Origin of the sequence: Escherichia sp. 20412-1, from assembly GCF_003027595.1 — a bacterium.
Taxonomy (GTDB): Bacteria; Pseudomonadota; Gammaproteobacteria; order Enterobacterales; family Enterobacteriaceae; genus Escherichia; species Escherichia marmotae.
In genome coordinates this window covers 1-3,364 of the sequence record NZ_PYQM01000088.1, presented here as the reverse complement: position 1 = coordinate 3,364, position 3,364 = coordinate 1, and the positions used below count along the sequence as shown (strand labels likewise).

1 protein-coding gene and 2 pseudogenes are annotated in these 3,364 nt (G+C 40.1%); 1 reads left to right on the top strand and 2 read right to left on the bottom strand.

The window, feature by feature from the left end; genetic code table 11:
* Positions 1 to 109: 109 nt before the first annotated feature.
* Positions 110 to 1,039, bottom strand: a pseudogene (locus C7B16_RS23870) (IS481 family transposase).
* A gap of 287 nt (positions 1,040 to 1,326) precedes the next feature.
* Positions 1,327 to 1,473, bottom strand: a pseudogene (locus C7B16_RS23865) (transposase); the annotation flags it as partial.
* Between the two features lie 177 nt (positions 1,474 to 1,650).
* On the opposite strand from C7B16_RS23865, the gene C7B16_RS23860 reads away from it, so the two are divergent.
* The gene (locus tag C7B16_RS23860; protein ID WP_107180265.1) at positions 1,651 to 2,271 is read left to right on the top strand and encodes an ATP-binding cassette domain-containing protein; all 621 of its coding nucleotides are present in this window, start codon (positions 1,651 to 1,653) and stop codon (positions 2,269 to 2,271) included.
* Positions 2,272 to 3,364: the final 1,093 nt, after the last annotated feature.

Here is a 3,364-nt window from a genome sequence, read left to right as displayed (position 1 = left end):
ACCAGTTGAGCGGATTCGCGTTTAAACTCTGCGCTGAAATTTCTTTTTTTCATTGGAGCACCTGTGTTGTTCTGAGGTGAGCATATCACCTCTGTTCAGGTGGCCAAATTTAGTGTGCCACTACAATATGCTCTTCATTGGGCTGATAGCTTGCGTGAACGGCATCAGAGTATGGTGTTTGCTCTGCAAGTTCGAAGTAGCGCTCCATCGGAGTTTTACCGTTGTGAGCGCTATGAGGGCGTTCCTAGTTATAGTAATGCTGCCATTCTGCCAGCAGTTCTTTCAGGTCATCAGTTGAGAGGTCTACGGTAGCGTAAAACTCGGCTTTGTCTGTCTTTTGAGAAAGTTCAACTTTGCCATTAAGATGAGGTGAGGCTGGCTTATTTGGACGAAACTTGATGCTGTATTCTTTCAATTTCTCCTGCACCTTAACGGCAAAAAACTCTCTTCCCCGGTCTGTCTGTAAGCGCTGTATCGGGAAAGGCATTTCTTCAATAACACAATCGATAAAATCCAGTGTGTTTGCAGCCGTGCGACGAGAGTAGAGTCTCAGGACTCTGTAGCGAGTGCAGTCATCAACAGATGTGTACTGATACAAACCGGGGCCAATTTTACAGGTATCCATCTGGACCCGATCACCGGGAACAGGGCGTTCGTAGCGAATAAAATCTGCTTTACGCCGGAATTTAACGACAGGTTTAACCTTATTCTGGCAAAGAACTTTGTGGAGCGTTGCCACTGCCAGTGAGATTGCATGAAGTCGTTTTAACTCGCTCTGAATCCTCCTTGCACCCAAATTTCGCAGGGAACGTAACTCCAGAATCAGAGCGACTTCGCCAGCGCCGGTTTTCGTTGATGGTGAATGTTTAGGGCGACGGCTATGGCTTTCCAGACCAGCGATGCCCTGAGCCAGATATCTGCGCCACCATTTACGCAATGTGGGGCGGGAAATACCGCAGCGACGGCATACGAACCCCGCGTCACCAGACGTTTCATAGAGTTTTACCCACTGTAGCCGCTGCTGAATTTCCCTGTTCATAGTAAGGCATTATAGTGAAACGATGTCTATGAATCACACACATAATAAGTACAAATCAGAACTTTCCCTTTCAACAACATCTCTCGAGGCTCTCCTCTGAAAAGCAGCCTGCTGAATAATGCTCTTGGATGATCCTGTACATAGATTTGTGTAATTGCCTGATTTTGATATGTTCAATCTAGCATAAAATGAAGGTTGATTTATGGGCGAAAAACAGTTACTCGCCCTGGTTAACGAACTGACCAAAACTGGCTTAATAGCTACATACGGCAGTCGGTTTATGCTTACGGCTTAACTACCAGGATCCATTTATATAGACTGTGCGCCGGCACGCCGAGTCGCTCAGATACTTCAGCGATAGAATAGCCCCACTCAGTTACCTAGCGAATAGCCTCTTCCTTAAATTCAGGGGTAAACCCATAGACTCCTCCTATGCTCAAACTATAGGGCTGATTTGTCTACGGACTCAGGGGCAACTCCAATTGTTTATTAAAGCGGTCTACAAAAAACGGACTGACCGCCATGCTCAGAGAGCCCTCCCCACAGCAATACCGGTTTGAAACCATCACCCTCGACGAACTGGTTCCTGAAGACCATCTGGTCCGGCAGAGATAGAAGTTAATATATCCTCTAAACACTTTGGTGACAGACTGCTATTTAGTGACTACAATTTTGTAATTGATGAAAATGAATTTGTTGTATTGACAGGCCCTTCTAGTGCTGGAAAAAGCACATTATTAAATATAATCGGTTTGCTTGATCAGGATTATACCGAAGATTATCATTTTTTTAATGAATATGTTAACTACAAGTCGTATAAAAGCACTATGAGAATAAGAAAGGATAATTTTGCTTATATATTTCAGGATTCACTTATCAATGATCGACAATCTGTAATACGAAATCTACTTTGCTCTGTTGACTATACTCAACTACCATATGCCAAAGCCCGTATTGAAGACACCCTACATCTTGTCGGTCTATCTCATCATAATGGACTAGCATCATTACTTTCGGGAGGTGAAAAACAAAGATTGGCACTAGCTAGGGCACTAATCAAAGAGCCCCAAATATTACTTGCCGATGAACCGACGGCAAGTCTTGATGCAGAAAACAAAAATAACGTCATGAATATACTTCGAGATTTTAATAGTAACGGCGGTACTGTTGTTATGATAACACATGATCTAGGGCTAATTACATCAGACATGAGAATTATCAGTGTTGGTTAAAATATTTCAAAAATATATGTTGATTATTTCATTTTTTCTATTTTTTACATGTTATTTTTTCTGTTTCTCTAAACAGAGAATCAACCTCGGCGTCAGTATTTTTTCCTTTACCATTGTATTCCTATATGAAATTTTTGGTGCATATTTTTCATCCTGTCACCTAATCTTCATATAAACGCATGGATATTATTATGTGGATTGTTATATTTTTATCCTCTTTTTCGCTCGGTTTGGCCTCTCCGGGCTTTTACTCCATTCCCTGGTAATGGTTTGTATAAGTTTTACAAAAATAATATTTCCTCTCCCCCCACTCATACTACTGTACCCATACGCAGAAAGACTCCTACCAGCAACAGAAAGTACATTCATAAGTTTATTTATGTTGTTTTTCTGGTCAGGAGTCTTGTTTTGCCGATGCAGTTTGTCTTCACGAATTGTCTGTGTTATCTTTCTTTTTATCTTCTTTTTAATTTCGAAATCTCAGGTAAAGGAATCAAAGAAAGTAGATATTAAGATTGCGATAGTCCAGATAGGGTTATATTTCGAGAAAGGAGGTAGTACTACTAAATTTTTTGATGAACTTATGAATTTTCTTAATACCCATCAAGAGGTTAATGCAATTGTATTTTCTGAGAATAATTTTTCCTATAAAACCCAGTACAATAAAGAGATGTCAGATTATTATCCGCCATCAAACAAAATCGACTGCATCATAAATTTCATTTTTTCTATCTTTTAGTGTCTACAGAGATTTCAATAATATTTCACATTATACCAGTATGATAACATCAGAAAAATTAATCAAAAGAAAAATATTGATTCCATTTATCGAGAAGCCGGGGTTATTCAATTCACTTAGTGCACTGGCTTCAGAGTTTTATTCTGTGGATAAATATCATAGAAATACAATTTTTAATATAATGAATAGTTCTGTTTCGACCTATATTTGCTATGATGCACTTTTCCCGTAAGCGTAAACTGACCGCCGTATGTAGCCATTAAGCCAGTATTGGTAACGTAGGTGCCCACTTTTTCAACTAGTGGACACCTGTTATGGAACAGAAAACATTATCCGCAGAACCCCGCAGAACAT